Genomic DNA, 15,256 nt, shown 5'->3' with positions numbered 1-15,256 from the left:
CGCGCCATGATCCCGGTCCGCGGTTTCGAGGGCAAGACCGTCGCCGTGTTCGGCCTTGGCCGGACGGGGCTGACGGCCGCGCGCGCGCTGATCGCCGGCGGGGCCAAGGTGGCGCTGTGGGACGAGAAGCCCGCCAGCCGCGAGGCCGCGGCGGCCGAGGGCCTGAACGTGGTCGACCTGACCACCGCCGACTGGAGCCGGTTCGCCGCCCTGATGCTGTCGCCGGGCGTGCCGCTGACCCATCCCAAGCCGCACTGGACGGTGACCAAGGCCAAGGCGGCCGGGGTCGAGGTGCTGGGCGACATCGAGTTGTTCGCCCGCACGGTGAACGCCGCGCCCGAGCACAAGAAGCCCAAGATCGTCGCCATCACCGGCACCAACGGCAAGTCGACCACGACCGCCCTGATCGGCCACCTTTGCCGCCAGGCCGGCCGCGACACCCGGGTGGGCGGCAATATCGGCGAGGGCGTGCTGGGCCTGGAGGACATGCACGGCGGGGCGGTCTATGTGCTTGAACTTTCGTCCTACCAGCTGGACCTGACCTCGAGCCTCAAGCCCGACGCCGTCGTGCTGCTGAACATCTCGCCCGACCACCTGGACCGCCACGGCGGCATGGACGGCTACATCGCCGCCAAGCGCCGGATCTTCCTCAACCAGGGCAAGGGCGACACCGCGATCATCGGGGTCGACGACCCCTGGTGCCAGCAGATCTGCACCGAGATCACCGCCGCCAATCGCCGGACCATCTGGCCGATCAGCGCCGGCAAGGCCATGGGCCGCGGCGTCTACGCCCTGCAGGGCGTGCTCTATGACGCCACCGGCGAGCGGGTCACCGAGATGGCCGACCTTCTTCGCGCCAGAAGCTTGCCGGGCCGCCACAACTGGCAGAACGCCGCGGCCGCCTATGCCGCCGCCCGCGCCCTGGGCATCCCGCCGCACCAGGCGGTCGACGGCCTGATGACCTTCCCTGGCCTGGCCCACCGGATGGAGACGGTCGGCAGGATCGGCAAGGTCGCCTTCGTCAACGACAGCAAGGCCACCAACGCCGACGCCGCCCGCCAGGCGATGTCGTCCTATCCCAGGTTCTACTGGATCGCCGGCGGCGTGCCCAAGGCCGGCGGCATCGACGATCTGGCCGACCTGTTCCCGCGCGTGGCCGGCGCCTACCTGATCGGCCAAGCGGCCGAGGACTTCGGCCGGACGTTGGAGGGCAAGGCCCCGGTGCGTCAGTGCGGCGACATCGAGACCGCGGTGACCGCCGCCTTCGCCGACGCCGCGGCGTCGGGCGAGGAGGCCATCGTCCTGCTGTCGCCCGCCTGCGCCTCGTTCGACCAGTTCGCCGACTTCGAGCAGCGGGGCGAGGCGTTCCGCGCGGCGGTCATGGGGCTGGGCAAGGCGCCGGCGGCTTCGGCGGCCAAGCGGGCCTGAAAACTATAAAAATCCGCTCATCCCGGCGAATGCCGGGACCCAGATGGAATGGCTTTGAGGCTGACGCCACGAGCGCTGAGTTCATCCAATCATCCGCACCGCTTTGGGATCTGGGTCCCGCCATTCGCCGGGATGAGCGGAATAAAGGGGGAGCGGAGTCCATTCGCCACACCCGTTCCAACCGTCACAACAACACTCGATTAACCCTAAACTCCGACCCTCCGGCCATGACGTTCCAGACCACCCACGCCTTCGCCCGCACCGACCGCTCGCGGCTCGGCGTCTGGTGGTGGACGACCGACCACTGGCTGCTGGGCGCCACGGCGGTGCTGGTCACGGTCGGGGTGCTGCTATCGTTCGCCTCCAGCCCGGCGGCGGCCGCGCGGATCGGGATCGACGACCAGTTCCACTTCGCGGTCCGCCAGTGCGTCTTCGGCCTTGGCGCGGCGATGATCGTGCTGTCGGTGTCGATGCTCAGCCCGCGAGGCATCCGCCGCTCGGCGTTCTTCATCTACATCGTCGCCATCGGGGTGATGGCGGCCCTGCCCTTCATCGGCCACAGCGCCAAGGGCGCGGCCCGCTGGCTGCTGATCGGCGGCTTTACCTTCCAGCCCTCGGAATTCATGAAGCCGGCCCTGATCGTGCTGGTTTCGTGGATGTTCGCCGAGGGCCAGAAGGGCGAGGGGGTGCCGGGCGTATCGATCGCCTTCGCCCTCTATTTCATCGCCGTGGCCCTGCTGCTGGTCCAGCCCGACGTCGGCCAGACCGTGCTGATCACCATCGCCTTCGGGGCCGCCTTCTGGATGGCCGGGGTGCCGATCTCGTGGATCATGGGCCTTGGCGCCGTGGCGGTCGGCGGGCTGATGTCGACCTATTTCCTGTTCGACCACGTCCACGCCCGGGTGCAGAAGTTCCTCAGCCCCGACCAGGCCGACACCCACCAGATCACCCGCGCCGCCGAGGCGATCCACGCCGGCGGTCTGTTCGGGCGCGGCCCGGGCGAGGGCGTCATGAAACGCCACGTCCCCGACCTGCACACCGACTTCATCTATTCGGTCGCCGCCGAGGAATATGGCCTGGTGTTCTCCCTGGCCCTGATCACCCTGTTCGCCTTCGTCGTGGTGCGCGGCCTGTACAAGGCCATGAAGCTGACCGACACCTTCGAGCAGGTGGCGGCTTCCGGCCTGTTCGTTCTGGTGGGCCAGCAGGCCTTCATCAATGTGGCCGTGAACCTGAACATGATCCCGACCAAGGGCATGACCCTGCCCTTCATCAGCTATGGCGGCTCATCGATGCTGGCCATGGGCCTCACCCTGGGCATGGCCCTGGCGTTGACGCGCAAGCGTCCGGGGGCCTATGGCGGGGCGGGAGAGTTCGACCAGGCGGGGGGCCTGGCCTAGGAGTCTCCCGAGGAGAGCCGCCTTGCCCGTCATTCGCTCGCGTACCGGAGCCCTTCCACAATGAGCAAGCTGGCCGTCGTCGCCGCCGGAGGAACCGGCGGGCACCTGTTCCCCGCCCAGGCCCTGGCCGAGGCCCTGGCCGCCCGCGGCTGGCGCATCGTGCTGGCCACCGACGAGCGCGGCGCGCTCTACGCCGACAAGTTCCCGGCCCAGGAGCGCTTGGCCCTCTCCGCCGCCACCGCCAAGGCCGGCGACCCGATCGGCATGGCCAAGGCCGGTCTGGCCGTCTGGCAGGGCGTGAACCAGGCCAAGGCCGCGTTCAGGCGGCTGAACCCCGCCGTCGTGGTCGGCTTCGGCGGTTATCCCGCCCTCCCCGCCCTGCTGGGCGCCCTGGCCCAGAAGCGGCCCACCGTGATCCACGAGCAGAACGCGGTGCTGGGCCGCGTGAACCGCTATCTCGCGCCCAAGGTCGACGAGGTCGCCTGCGCCTTCCCGACCCTGCAGCGGGCCAAGCCCTCGGTGAAGGCCCGGGCCCACGTGGTCGGCAATCCCGTGCGGCCGCCGGTGCGGGCGCTGTACGACGTGCCCTACCTGCCGCCCGAGGTGCAGTTGCGCATCCTGGTCACCGGCGGTAGCCAGGGCGCGCGCCTGCTGTCCGAACTGATCCCCGAGGCCGTCGCCAAGCTGCCCGAGGACATGCGCGGCCGCCTGAAGGTGTTCCAGCAGGCCCGGGCCGAGAGCATGGAGGGGGCGCGCAAGACCTATCGCAACGCCATGGTCGAGTGCGAGGTCGCGCCGTTCTTCCGCGACATGGCCGGCTATCTGCGCCAGGCCCACCTGGTGATCGGCCGTTCCGGGGCCTCGACCTGCACTGAGTTGGCCGTGGCCGGCCGCCCCTCGATCCTCGTGCCGCTGAAGATCGCCGCCGACGACCACCAGCGCTTCAACGCCAGGCTTTTGGAAGAGGCGGGCGGCGCGGCGGTCTGCCTTGAGGACGAACTGACCGTCGACGCCATGGCCGGCGCGCTGAACGCGCTGCTCAAGGACCCCGAGCGCCTGGCCAGGATGGCGGCGGGCGCGCGGTCGGTCGCCAAGCCGGACGCGGCGGAGGAGCTGGCGGACCTGGTGGAGAAGACGGCGCGGTAGGACCACCGGTCTCTTCGCGCCTGGAGCCGCCCGGCCTCGCACTCCGAAAAATTGCAACGTAAAGAATACTTCCCAGGATTGATCTGGAGCTTGATCTGATGGACGGTCAGGCCGCGCGCCTGTCGCGCTTTTCAGATGGGAGAGTTTCGATGACCATCCGCATCAAGGCGGTTCTCGCCGGGGCGGCGGCCGCCTTCGTCACCCTGGGCGCGCCGGTCGCCATGGCCGAGGATCCGCTGACCGCCTACACCTACACCTACTACGCCGACGCAGCGAAGACCCAGGTCCTCGGACAGGTCAGCGACCAGGGCTGCGGCCGCGTGGGCGACTTTGTCTACGTCGTCCGCGCCAATATTCCGTCGCCGTACTACGACGCCGAACCGATCTACGTCTGCACGGGCGGCGGACCCACCCTCCCCGGGGACTGACTGGTAAGGGTCGGCGACCCGCGTCTTTCGAGGGGCGACGCCAGGCCGGTCGCGGAAGTGGCGATCGGCCGACCGCCCGGCGTGGAGCGGGCGGCGCGGTAGGGCGGGCGCCCCGCCCAGTAACCGTCCAGCAACCGTCGACGCCAGACGGCGCCGACGGCGAAGATCCGCTCGTCAAACCGCCTTGAGCTGCGCCCTGCGCGGCGCCAGGCAATTGGTCTTGGTCAGGCCGGCCGGGGTCTTGGACAGGGTCTAGCTCAGGCAGTCCTGATAGAAGAACGCGTAGCATTCCTGCCATTCCGGCGTCCCGCGGTCGTAGAGCGGGTCGCAGTTCATCCACGCCCATTGCACGCACCAGGGGGGCGGCAGCGCCTGGGCCTGCGGCGCGAAAACCGGGGCGTTGGCCAGCGCCGTTACGGCGGCGCCGAGGCACAGGGACTTCCAGGCGGATAGCTTCACCATCGCGTATTCTCCTCGTTGAAAGGAAGGATCGACGCGGTGAGCTTCCATGTAGGATTGCACACAGTCAACCTTGAGTTATCCACAGGGACTTATAACCTTGGGTGATGGCGCGCATATTCTCAGGGTTCGGCGCCCGTCGTGATAGCGGGCGGCTGAGCTTGACGGCCTTCTCGGCGCGGGTCGCTACGGGAACGCCAGCCAACGGCCTCCACCAGGACGAGGATTTCGCGCGCGATGGCCGGACGTCGTGCATTTTGCACGATCCCCCGTTCCACCCCTGCCCGAGATCGTCTAATCCGCTGTGATGATCCAGCGTCGACGACCCGTCCCCTTCGAACTCGGCCCCGTGCACTTCATCGGCATCGGCGGCATCGGCATGTCCGGCATCGCCGAGATCATGATCCGCATCGGCTACACCGTGCAGGGCAGCGACGCCAAGGCCAGCGCCAACACCGAGCGGCTGGAAAAGCTGGGCGCGCGAATCTTCATCGGCCACGACGCGGCCAATGTCGACGGCGCCTCGGCCATCGTCTACTCGACGGCGGTCAAGGCCGACAACGCCGAGATGGTCGCCGGCCGCGACAAGCGCCTGCCGCTGGTCCGCCGCGCCGAGATGCTGGCCGAGCTGATGAGATTGCAGTTCTCGGTGGCCGTGGGCGGCACGCACGGCAAGACCACCACCACCTCGATGGTCGCGGCCCTGCTGGACGCCGGCGCGCTGGACCCCACCGTGGTCAACGGCGGGATCATCAACGCCTACGGCACCAACGCCAAGGTCGGCGAAGGCGACTGGATCGTGGTCGAGGCCGACGAGAGCGACGGCTCGTTCCTGAAGCTGAAGTCCACCGTGGCCATCGTCACCAATATCGACGCCGAGCACCTGGACCACTGGGGCGACTTCGACGCGGTCAAGAAGGGCTTCCGCGACTTTGTCGAGAACATCCCGTTCTACGGCTTCGCGGCGGTCTGCACCGACCATCCGGAAGTCCAGGCCCTGACCGCCCGCATCGAGAACCGCCGGCTGGTCACCTACGGCACCAATCCCCAGGCCGAGGTCCGTGTCAGCAACATCGGCATGGGTCCGGACGGGGCGACGTTCGACATCGTCGTCTCGCCGCTGTCGGGCGAGCAAGTCCGGTACGAGGGCCTGAAGATGCCGATGGCCGGGCATCACAACGTGCTCAACGCCACCGCCGCCGTGGCCGTGGCCCGCGAACTGGGGGTCGACGCCGACGCCATCCGGGCCGGCCTGGCCGGGTTCGGCGGGGTCAAGCGCCGCTTCACCACCACGGGCGTGGCCAACGGGATTCGCGTCGTCGACGACTACGGCCACCACCCGGTCGAGATCGCCGCCGTGCTGAAGGCGGCCCGGGCGGTCTCGACGGGCAAGGTGATCGCCGTGGTCCAGCCGCACCGCTTCACCCGCCTCCGCGACCTGATGACCGAGTTCAGCAGCTGCTTCAACGACGCCGACACGGTGATCGTCGCCGACGTCTACACGGCCGGCGAGCAGCCGATCGAGGGCGTCGACCGCGACCACCTGGTCGAGGGCCTCAAGAAGTTCGGCCACCGCCGCGCCCTGCCGCTGGAAAGCCCCGCCGCCCTGCCGGCCCTGGTCGCCGCCGAGGCGCAGTCGGGCGACCTGGTGGTGCTGCTGGGGGCTGGGGACATCACGTCCTGGGCCTATGCGCTGCCGGGGCAGCTGGAAGCGCTGGCGAAGTGAGCGCGGCGGTGACCCCACCCGACCTTCGCTTCGCTTCGGCCACCCTCCCCATAAAGGGGAGGGAAGACGCGTTTTCTCTTTCCCTCCCCTTTATGGGGAGGGTGGCGGCGAAGCCGACGGGTGGGGCTCGCGCGCAATGAGCTGGAAGCAGAACCTTCCCGCCGTTCGCGGCAAGCTGCTGGTCGACGAGGCCCTGGCGCCGTTCACCTGGTTCCGGGTCGGCGGTCCGGCCGACGTGGTGTTCCTGCCGGCCGACGAGCAGGACCTCGCCGATTTCCTGAAAGCCCTGGATCCGGCCGCGCCCGTACTGGCGATCGGGGTGGGCTCCAACCTGCTGGTCCGCGACGGCGGCGTCGACGGGGTGGTGATCCGGCTGGGCAAGGGCTTCAACACCGTCGAGGCCTTGGGCGACAACCGCATCAAGGCCGGCAGCGCCGTGCCCGACGCCATCCTGGCCCGCAAGGCGGCGGACGCCGGTATCGCCGGGCTGGAGTTCTACGCCGGCATCCCCGGCACGGTCGGCGGCGCGGCGGTGATGAACGCCGGCTGCTACGGCTCCGAGACCGTCAACGTCATCCGCTCGGCCCGGGTCATGGACCGCCAGGGGAACGTGCGTGAGATCAGCGGCGACCAGTTCGACTTCACCTACCGCCACAGCGCCCTGCAGGGCGCGGACCTGATCGTGCTGGACGCCATTTTCGAAGGGACCGCCGACGAGCCCTCGGAGATCAAGGCCCGCATGCGCGCCATCACCGAGCGCCGCGAGACCACCCAGCCGATCCGCGAGAAGACCGGCGGCTCGACGTTCAAGAACCCGCCGGGCCATTCGTCCTGGAAGCTGGTCGACGAGGCCGGCTGGCGGGGGCGGCTCTATGGCGGAGCGATGTTCTCGCCGTTGCACAGCAATTTCCTGATCAACACCGGCGAAGCCACCGCCGCCGACCTGGAAGGCCTGGGCGACACCGTTCGCGCCGACGTGCTGGCCAAGACGGGCGTCCAGCTGGAGTGGGAAATCAAGCGCATCGGGCGGGCGGAGTAGCTCGAGGCGCTTTGCGTCCTTCGAGGCCCGCTGCGCGGGCGCCTCAGGATGAGGACCTCTGTGCTGACATCCTCATCCTGAGGTGCGAGGCGTAGCCGAGCCTCGAAGGACGCACGGCGCCCGAACCGCACGCATCGCAAAGGTTACGGATAGTTCATCCGGTTGTTGCCTATTCCGGGCGCGGAGCGGTGCTATGAAACCCCCAACGAGGGAGATTTCATGCGCCTGTTCCGTACCCTGCTGACCGCCGCCGCCGTTTCCGCCCTGATGGTCGGAGCGTCGCACGCCCAGGACGTCAAGACCGCCGAGGCCCTGCGCGACAAGGCCCTGCTGGACCGCACCGCCTGGGACGTCACCGAGGACCTGACCACCACCATCGGCCCGCGCCTGGTCGGCTCGCCGGCCATGGCCCGCGCCAAGGACTGGAGCGTCGCCAAGTTCAAGGCGCTGGGCTTCACCAACGTCAAGGTCGAGGAATTCGCCAAGCCGTCGTGGACGCGCGGCGAGGAGAGCGCCGAGCTGGTCGCCCCCTATCCGATGAAGCTGAGCATCGTGGGCCTGGGCCGCACCGTGCCGACCCCCGCGGGCGAGATCGAGGCCGAGGTGGCGCTGTTCAAGACCTATGCCGAGCTGATCGCCGCCCCGGAAAGCGCCGTGAAGGGCAAGATCGTGGTGATCACCCAGCCGATGGTCCGCGCCCAGGACGGGGCCGGCTACGGCGTCGCCGGGATCTCGCGCCGGACCGGTCCGGTCGAGGCCGCCAAGCGCGGCGCCGTCGGCCTGCTGATCCGCTCGATCTCGACCTCGGACTCCACCGTGCCGCACACCGGCGTCACCGCCTTCGGCGACGGCGTCGTCTCGATCCCCTCGGCCGCCCTGGGCGTTCCGGAGGCCGAGCAGCTGGAGCGCCTGGCCGCCAAGGGCCCGCTGCGCATCAAGCTGAAGCTGGCCTCGACCGTCGATCCGGCCGACGTGGCCTGGAACATCTCGGGCGAGATCAAGGGCTCGGAAAAGCCCGACGAGGTGATCGTCATCGGCGGCCACCTGGACAGCTGGGACGTCGGCACCGGCGCCCTGGACGACGCCACCGGCGTGGCCATCACCACGGCCGCCGCCAAGCTGATCGGCGACCTGCCCAAGCATCCCAAGCGCACCATCCGCGTCGTGATGTTCGGCTCGGAGGAGAGCGGCGGCTCGTCGGAGGCCTATCTGGCCGCCCACAAGGACGAGGTTCCCAAGATCGTCCTGGCCGGCGAGAGCGACAGCGGCGCCGACCACGTCTACAGCCTGCAGATCCCCAAGGGTTCGGCGGGGCATCCGGCCATGCAGACCGCCGCCCGCGTGCTGACCGCCCTGAAGATCTATGTCGACCGCGCCCCGCCGGCCCACGCCGGGGCCGACATCGAGGGCCTGGAAGAGTCGGGCGTGCCGGTGGTGGCGCTGAACCAGGACGCCAGCCGCTACTTCGACTACCACCACACCATGGACGACACCCTCAACAAGGTGCGCCCGGACGAACTGGCCCAGAACGTCGCGGCGTGGGCCAGCTTCATCTACCTGGTGGCCGACAGCGACATCGACTTCCGCGCCCTCAGCGCCGCGGCGCCGGCGGCGGCTTCGGGGCACTAGGGCCAACCGGCCGTCGGCGGGGGACGCCAGGGGATCGCCCCTCGCATCCCCCGCCGAACGCGCTATATCCACGCTCATGGCTGAAGCTTTCAACGACAAGACCCTGGCCGGCGACAAGGCCGCCCGCTACGCCGAGGTGGCCGACGAGATCGCCGCCGTGCTGGACGGCGAGGCCAACCTGACGGCGCGCATGGCGACCGTCGCCTCGATGCTGGCCAGCAGCTTTGACCATTATTTCTGGACCGGCTTCTACGTGGTCGATCCGGCCAAGGACCGCGAACTGGTGGTCGGCCCTTATCAGGGCACCCTGGGTTGCCTGCGCATCGCCTTCGGGCGCGGGGTCTGCGGAGCGGCGGCGAAGACCGGCCAGACCCAGCTGGTCGCTGACGTCCATGCCTTTCCGGGACACATCGCCTGTGACAGCCGGTCCCAAAGCGAGATCGTCGTGCCGGTGTTCGACGCCTCCGGAACGCTGCTGGCGGTGTTCGATGTCGACTCCGACAAGCCGGCCGCGTTCGACGCCGTCGACCAGCAGGGCCTCGAAAAGATTCTGAAGGCCACGTTCGCCTGAGAAGCGTATCGGGCCGATACAAAGTGGCCCGGTGGTTGCAATCCTGATCCACATCTTTCCCTAACCGGATCGGATTAGGACATATGGCGATGCTGGATATCGAGACCCTCCACCCGCTGGCCCTGGACGAGGCCGAGCTGCGGACCTGGCGCGACATGGCGGCGGCGCAGCCGGCGTTCCGCAGCCCGCTGATGGGTCCGGACTTCGCGCGCGCCGTCGGGGCCGTGCGCGAGGACGCCCGGGTGGCCGTGATCCGCCGGCGGGGCCAGACTCTGGGCTTCCTACCGCATCACCGCCGTCCCGGGGCCATGGCCCGACCGATCGGCTCGCCGCTGTCGGACTATCACGGCCTGGTCTCGCGCCCCGACGCCGGCCTGACCGCCGCCGAGGTGCTGCGCGCCGCCGACCTGACGGCCTATCGCTACACCGGCCTGGTCGATCCTCACGGCGTTTTCGGGCGGACCGAGACCAGGGTCGCCCACGTGATCGACCTGGCCGAGGCCGAGGCCGAGGCCTATCTGGAGGCCGTCCGCGCCGCCAGCCCCAAGAAGATCAAGAACTGGCGCCGGCTGGACAACAAGCTGGAACGCGAGGTGGGCGCAGTCACCCTGGTCGGCCCCGACCCCTCCCGCGAGGCCTTCGACCAGTTGATCGCCTGGAAGCGCGAGCAGCTGGAACGCACCGGCGTCCACGACTTCCTGCGCGCCGACTGGACCCGCGGGCTGATGCTGGACCTGTTCCAGAAGCGGACAGGCCCGTTCCAGGGGCTGATGATCAGTCTCTATGCCGGCGGCCAGCTGGTGGCCGGCCATTTCGGCGTGCGGCTGGACGGCGTCTATCACCCGTGGATCGCCTCGACCAATCCGGCCCATGGCGAGTGGTCGCCGGGCCAGATCTTCTTCATGCGCGCCATCGCCGCCATGCCGGGCCTGGGCCTGCAGCACTACGACCTGGGTCCCGGCCACGACCACTACAAGGGAGCCTACGCCCTCAGCCAGGTCCAGATCGGCGAAGGCACGGCCACGGCCGCGACCATGGCCGGGCGCGTCGCCCATTCCCTGGACGGGGTCATGGCCCTGGCCGGTTCTCGGGGCGCCGGTCCCGTGGGGCGCCTGAGCCGCCGGATGGAGGCCATCGCCAGCGTCGAGCTGACCATGGGCGGGCGGATGCGCGGCCTGGTCGACGCCTTCGCTAACCAAGCGCAAAGGCGCGGCGGATAAGCTGGGCCAAAGCCTGGAGTTGCCATGCGCGTCACGGTCATGATCCCCACCCAACGGCGTCTCGGCGGCCTGGCCGTCGCGGCGCGTTCGGTGTTCGCCCAGATCGGCGTCGACTTCGCCCGCCTGGAGCTGGTGGTCGTCGACAACGACCAGGCGCCGTCGGCCCAGGCGACCGTCGCCGAGCTGACGGGTGAGGCGCCGTTTCCCGTCCACTACGTCCACGAGCCGCGCCCCGGCGTGGCGCACGCCCGCAACGCGGGCATGGCGGCGGCCCGCGGCGAGTTGATCGCCTTCCTGGACGACGACGAGGAGGCCCCGGCCGGATGGCTTGCGGCGCTGCTCGCCGCCCAGGCCCGCTACCAGGCCGACGTGGTGTTCGGACCGGTCCGGGCCCGCGCCCCGGCCAGCGTCACCCGGCACCGCGACTATCTGGAACGCTTCTTCTCGCGCGAAGGCCCCGCCGAGGCCGGGGTCATCGACCACTACTACGGCTGCGGCGACAGCCTGCTGCGCCGCGCCGCCCTGCCCGATCCGGTCGCGCCGTTCGCCGTCGAGCGCAATCACATCGGCGGCGAGGACGACATGCTGTTCGGCCACATGCGGGCCGGCGGCGCGCGGTTCGCCTGGGAGCCGGCGGCCTGGGTCTGGGAAGACCCCGTGCCCGACCGCCTGAGCCTGGACTACACGATCCGCCGCGCCTTCGCCTACGGCCAGGGCCCCTCGGCCCACTGCGCCGCCGCCAGCCCGCCCGACCGCCTGGGCGTCGCCCGCTGGATGGCCGTCGGGGTGGTGCAGAGCGCGCTGTTCGGCCTGGTGGCCGGCTTCAAGTGGCTGACCCGGGCCGGCGACCGGGCCGACTGGCTGGACCGCGCCGCCCGAGGCCTGGGCAAGACCCTGTGGTGGGGGCCGTTCAAGATCCAATTCTACGGAAGGACCGCGTCGTGAGCATCATCAGCGACTGGACCGACGACAAGGCCAAGGCGTTCGGCCGCGAGAACCTGGTCTTCCAGCACGGGCTGCACCAGCGGCCGATGTTCGACGACGAGGGCCTGGCGCGGCTGCTGGACCAGTATCCACGCGACCAGCTGGGCGTCTTCACCATGGGCGAGGACCCCAAGGCCTGGACCACCTGGCGCAAGGGCGCGGCCGGGAACCTGACTGGCGACCAGCTGCTGGAGGCCGCCCAGGCCGGCCGGATCTGGCTGAACCTGCGCAAGACCAACGACTTCGTGCCGGACTACGCCGCCCTCTGCGACGAGATCTTCGCCGAGAAGGAGGCCCGCGTCCCGGGGCTGAAGACCTTCAAGCGCGACCTGGGCATGCTGATCAGCAGCGCCAACGCCCAGGTGTTCTATCACCTGGACGTGCCGCTGGTGTCGCTGTGGCAGGTCCGCGGCCAGAAGAAGGTCTGGGTCTATCCGGTCGCCGATCCCTATGTCGGCGAGCTGGCGCTGGAGAGGATCGTGCTGAAGGAAACAGCCGAGCAGTTCGCCTTCGACCCGGCGTGGGACGCCGGCGCCCGGGCCTACGACCTGACGCCGGGGACCATGGTCACCTGGCAGCAGAACGCGCCGCACCGGATCGAGAACGGGCCGATGCTGAACGTCTCGATCTCGATCGAATTCATGACCCCGCCAGCCCTGATGCGCGCCAATGTCATCTACGCCAACGGCGTGCTGCGCCGCCGGCTGGGGGCCAGGCCGCGCGTGCAGAACGGTTTCGGCCCGACGGCCCTGGGCAAGCTGGCCGTGGCCCGCGGCGCCAAGGCGCTGAACCTGCAGACCCCGCATGTGCGCCACCTGCCGGTGACCTTCGGTCTGGACGCCCAGCGGCCCGGCGTGCTGGTCGAGCGCGCCGGCGACGGGATCAGTGCCTAGAGGCCTTCCGGTTCGAGCTCCACCTCCCGCATCCACCCCGCCACGGGATGATCGCCAAGCGCGGCGACCACCGCCGCGCGTTCCGTAGCGCTCTTGTTCTGGCCCAGCTTCCAGGTTCCCTCCAGCCGCTCGACGCTCAGTCGGCAGCCGATGACGCCCCGCAGCAGGGCCTCGAAACGGCCCGGGGTCATCTTGTCGCGGGTCCACGGCGTCTTGGGCGACAGCCGCGCCTCCTCCTGGGCCGAGAGGTCGTCGAGAAGGGTCAGCAACTCCTCCGCCGACAGCGGCGCGACCAGGCCCTCGGCCTCGGCCGAGACATAGTTCCAGGTCGGGACCTGATCCGGGCTTCCATACCAGTCGGGGCTGACATAGGCGTCCGGTCCGATGGCCAGGGCCACGGCGCGGAAACCCTGCACGACCTGCGGCGCCAGGGCGTTGCCGCGGGACAGGTGGAAGTCGAGGGCGACCTCGCCGAAGTCCAGCTCGCGGACCACCACCGGCGCCTGGGCGATGAACGGCCGGCCGCCGACCGCGGCCGCCAGGGTGACGAACGGATGGGCGCGGACGAAGGTCAGCAGCGCCTGGCGGTCGTCGACGCGGAACGGTCTGGCCGGATGCATCAGCCCGCCGCCCGCAGCAGGGCGACCAGCCGCGCCCGGGTCTCGCCATCGGCGACGCCGTCGAAACGACTCTGCCGCCAGTGCCGCTGGAAGGCGGCCACGACCGTCTCCGTCCACTCGTCGTACTGGCCCGAGGGCGCGCAGTTGTAGCCCAGGCGGGTCAGGCCGGCCTGCAGGGCGAAGACGCCGGTCCCCTCCTCGCCTCGACCCAGCGGCGCGCCCGGCGACGGCGGCGGCTCGACCCACAGGCCATGGCCCGCTTCGGCCAGACGCTTCCAGGGGAACAGCTCGCCCGGATCGATCTTGCGGGCGGGGGCGATGTCGGAGTGACCCAGGATACGGTCGTCGTCGATCGTCCAGCGCGAGCGGATATCGGCCAGCAGGTTGATCACCGCGGCGACCTGGGCGTCGGGGAACGGGCGATAGCCGAACTCGTGGCCGGGATTGACGATCTCGATGCCGATCGAGGCCGAGTTGATGTCCTTGACGCCCTTCCAGAAGGCGGCGCCGGCGTGCCAGGCGCGGCGCTCCTCGGGCACCAGCCGGAAGACCCGCCCGTCCTCCTCCACCATGTAGTGGGCCGAGACCTTGGCTTCCGGATCGCACAGCCGGGCCAGGGCGGCCTCGCCCGTCTCCATGCCGGTATAGTGCAGCACGATGCAGTCGGGCACGGCCTTGCGCGCGTCGAAGTTCGGCGACGGAGCGTCAATGAACGTCATTGAGAGCGGTTCCTCGTCAGCAGCAGCAGCGGCATCACCTGGTTCTTGCGCAGGGCGATGATCAGCACCCCCACTAGCGCGAGCAGCGTGCCGAGTCCCATTCGGGCGTCGAAATGATCGTGCGTGACCAGCACGCCCAGGCCAATGGTCATCAGCGGGGTCATCAGGGTGAGCGGCGCCACCAGGTTGGCGTCGTGGCGCTGGATCAGGCCGTAATAGGCGGTGTGGGCCAGGACCGAGACGATCAGGGCCGAGAACAGCAGCGCCGCCAGGAACGGCCAGCCGGCCTTCAGGGCCAGGCCCAGGCCGCCGGGTTCTGTGGCCAGGCTCAGCAGCGCCAGCGGCAGGACCGAGGTGGCGCCCACCCAGGCCTGGAACTGCAGCGGCTTCACGCCCTCGATCTGCTTCATCATCACCGCCCCCAGCGAACCGGTGAAGGCCGAGGCGACGATGAACCACAGGCCCGGCGACAGCGTCAGGCCGTGCGGGTTCCACATCACCACCACCGCGCCGGTCAGGGTCAGGGCGATGCCCAGCCCGCGCTTCCAGCGCACCTTCTCGCCCAGCAGCAGCATCGACAGGATCGTCGTGAACGGCACGGCCAGCTGGATCACCACCGCCGAGGCCGAGGGCGAGGCGGTCTTGAAGCCCATGAACAGCAGGGCGAAGTTGCCCGCCCCCATCAGCAGGCCGACGGCCACGATCCGCCAGGTCGGCCGGGGCGCGGGCAACAGCCAGGGCAGGGTCACCGCCGCGACGATGGCGAACCGCACCGCCGCATAGAACAGCGGCGGCACGCCCCACTGGGCGACCACGATCTTGGAGACGATGTTGTTGCAGGCCCAGACCAGGCAGACCAGGACCAGCACGCCGAAGTCGCGCAGGGACATGGGACGACCGATACGCGGCGCCGATGAAGGTTTGCAATCAAAACCGGGAAGCGTGCGCCGGGGACATGCGCTTGTGCGTGTCCCCGGAAGCGGCGTCGACGTCC

15 protein-coding genes and 1 pseudogene are annotated in these 15,256 nt (G+C 69.7%); 11 read left to right on the top strand and 5 right to left on the bottom strand.

What is annotated here, in order from left to right; genetic code table 11:
* The first annotated feature begins 6 nt into the window (after positions 1-6).
* From murD to G3M57_RS06075, 4 genes are all read left to right on the top strand, one after another.
* Positions 7-1,428 (top strand): UDP-N-acetylmuramoyl-L-alanine--D-glutamate ligase, encoded by a 1,422-nt coding sequence (gene murD, locus G3M57_RS06090; protein WP_163229430.1) that lies wholly within the window; start codon positions 7-9, stop codon positions 1,426-1,428.
* Between the two features lie 227 nt (positions 1,429-1,655).
* Positions 1,656-2,828 carry a putative lipid II flippase FtsW gene (ftsW, locus tag G3M57_RS06085; protein ID WP_057183968.1) on the top strand — a complete coding sequence of 391 codons (1,173 nt, stop codon included), beginning with the start codon at positions 1,656-1,658 and terminating at the stop codon, positions 2,826-2,828.
* A gap of 60 nt (positions 2,829-2,888) precedes the next feature.
* Positions 2,889-3,974 carry an undecaprenyldiphospho-muramoylpentapeptide beta-N-acetylglucosaminyltransferase gene (gene murG / locus G3M57_RS06080; RefSeq protein ID WP_163229428.1) on the top strand — a complete coding sequence of 362 codons (1,086 nt, stop codon included), beginning with the start codon at positions 2,889-2,891 and terminating at the stop codon, positions 3,972-3,974.
* A 149-nt stretch (positions 3,975-4,123) separates the two neighbouring features.
* On the top strand, positions 4,124-4,402 hold the full coding sequence (locus G3M57_RS06075) for a hypothetical protein (RefSeq protein WP_163229426.1): 279 nt from the start codon (positions 4,124-4,126) through the stop codon (positions 4,400-4,402).
* 252 nt (positions 4,403-4,654) lie between these two features.
* Here the strand turns inward: G3M57_RS06075 and G3M57_RS06070 are convergent, their stop codons facing one another.
* A complete protein-coding gene (locus G3M57_RS06070) occupies positions 4,655-4,864 on the bottom strand; it encodes a hypothetical protein (RefSeq protein WP_163229424.1) in 210 nt (69 codons plus the stop codon).
* Between the two features lie 304 nt (positions 4,865-5,168).
* Between G3M57_RS06070 and murC the strand changes: the two genes are divergently transcribed.
* Positions 5,169-6,587 carry a UDP-N-acetylmuramate--L-alanine ligase gene (murC, locus tag G3M57_RS06065; RefSeq protein WP_056759244.1) on the top strand — a complete coding sequence of 473 codons (1,419 nt, stop codon included), beginning with the start codon at positions 5,169-5,171 and terminating at the stop codon, positions 6,585-6,587.
* A gap of 136 nt (positions 6,588-6,723) precedes the next feature.
* Entirely contained in the window at positions 6,724-7,626 is a 903-nt protein-coding gene (gene murB / locus G3M57_RS06060; protein WP_163229422.1) for a UDP-N-acetylmuramate dehydrogenase, read from the top strand.
* A 3-nt stretch (positions 7,627-7,629) separates the two neighbouring features.
* Here the strand turns inward: murB and G3M57_RS06055 are convergent.
* Positions 7,630-7,757, bottom strand: a pseudogene (locus tag G3M57_RS06055) (hypothetical protein); the annotation flags it as partial.
* A gap of 88 nt (positions 7,758-7,845) precedes the next feature.
* On the opposite strand from G3M57_RS06055, the gene G3M57_RS06050 reads away from it, so the two are divergent.
* The 5 genes from G3M57_RS06050 to G3M57_RS06030 all read left to right on the top strand — a co-directional run bounded on the left by G3M57_RS06050 (position 7,846) and on the right by G3M57_RS06030 (position 12,923).
* Complete coding sequence (locus tag G3M57_RS06050) at positions 7,846-9,255, top strand: M20/M25/M40 family metallo-hydrolase (RefSeq protein ID WP_163229420.1); 1,410 nt, start codon at positions 7,846-7,848, stop codon at positions 9,253-9,255.
* A 76-nt stretch (positions 9,256-9,331) separates the two neighbouring features.
* Positions 9,332-9,826: a GAF domain-containing protein gene (locus G3M57_RS06045; RefSeq protein WP_163229418.1), complete on the top strand. Its 495-nt coding sequence runs from the start codon at positions 9,332-9,334 to the stop codon at positions 9,824-9,826.
* 89 nt (positions 9,827-9,915) lie between these two features.
* On the top strand, positions 9,916-11,046 hold the full coding sequence (locus G3M57_RS06040) for a GNAT family N-acetyltransferase (RefSeq protein ID WP_163233663.1): 1,131 nt from the start codon (positions 9,916-9,918) through the stop codon (positions 11,044-11,046).
* Between the two features lie 24 nt (positions 11,047-11,070).
* Positions 11,071-11,991: a glycosyltransferase family 2 protein gene (locus G3M57_RS06035; RefSeq protein ID WP_163229416.1), complete on the top strand. Its 921-nt coding sequence runs from the start codon at positions 11,071-11,073 to the stop codon at positions 11,989-11,991.
* A complete protein-coding gene (locus G3M57_RS06030; RefSeq protein ID WP_163229414.1) occupies positions 11,874-12,923 on the top strand; it encodes a hypothetical protein in 1,050 nt (349 codons plus the stop codon). The genes G3M57_RS06035 and G3M57_RS06030 overlap by 118 nt, the downstream gene beginning before the upstream one ends.
* Here the strand turns inward: G3M57_RS06030 and G3M57_RS06025 are convergent.
* Genes G3M57_RS06025 through G3M57_RS06015 form a run of 3 tightly spaced genes read right to left on the bottom strand, consistent with a single transcriptional unit; the run spans position 12,920 to position 15,152 of the window.
* Positions 12,920-13,543, bottom strand: coding sequence for an FMN-binding negative transcriptional regulator (locus G3M57_RS06025; RefSeq protein WP_163229412.1), 624 nt, complete (start codon positions 13,541-13,543; stop codon positions 12,920-12,922). The two genes, G3M57_RS06030 and G3M57_RS06025, sit on opposite strands and share 4 nt — an antisense overlap.
* A complete protein-coding gene (locus G3M57_RS06020) occupies positions 13,543-14,262 on the bottom strand; it encodes an N-acetylmuramoyl-L-alanine amidase (protein WP_163229410.1) in 720 nt (239 codons plus the stop codon). The genes G3M57_RS06025 and G3M57_RS06020 overlap by 1 nt, the downstream gene beginning before the upstream one ends.
* Complete coding sequence (locus tag G3M57_RS06015) at positions 14,259-15,152, bottom strand: DMT family transporter (RefSeq protein ID WP_163229408.1); 894 nt, start codon at positions 15,150-15,152, stop codon at positions 14,259-14,261. The genes G3M57_RS06020 and G3M57_RS06015 overlap by 4 nt, the downstream gene beginning before the upstream one ends.
* Positions 15,153-15,256: the final 104 nt, after the last annotated feature.

It is taken from the genome of Caulobacter rhizosphaerae (assembly GCF_010977555.1).
In the GTDB taxonomy this organism is placed as follows: Bacteria; Pseudomonadota; Alphaproteobacteria; order Caulobacterales; family Caulobacteraceae; genus Caulobacter; species Caulobacter rhizosphaerae.
Note: the sequence above shows the minus strand (reverse complement) of the source record. Positions and strands in the feature narration are given on the sequence as shown.